Source organism: Streptomyces galbus (assembly GCF_005280195.1).
Taxonomy (GTDB): Bacteria; Actinomycetota; Actinomycetes; order Streptomycetales; family Streptomycetaceae; genus Streptomyces; species Streptomyces galbus.
This window is the reverse complement of the sequence record NZ_SZPR01000110.1, coordinates 1-202: the sequence shown is the minus strand read 5'-3', so window position 1 is coordinate 202 and position 202 is coordinate 1. Positions and strand designations below refer to the sequence as shown.

Genomic DNA, 202 nt, shown 5'->3' with positions numbered 1-202 from the left:
CGCCGGTCGCCGGGCCGACGGACCGTGGAACGCCGAGGGGGCCCGGCCGTTGCCCGGCCGGGCCCCCTCGACACGCACGCGTGGCGCGCTTCTACCAGCGGTACCAACGGCCCCTGCGGCCCGCACCGTCCGCGGAACGGACGACGAAGCCGAGCAGCCACACGACCAGCACGAAGATCGCGATCCACCACAGGGCCTTCAG

The 202-nt window shown here is 74.8% G+C and carries 1 pseudogene; it reads right to left on the bottom strand.

The features are described from left to right. Positions 1-91 precede the first annotated feature (91 nt). Positions 92-202: pseudogene (locus E4U92_RS36985) on the bottom strand (hydrophobic protein); the annotation flags it as partial.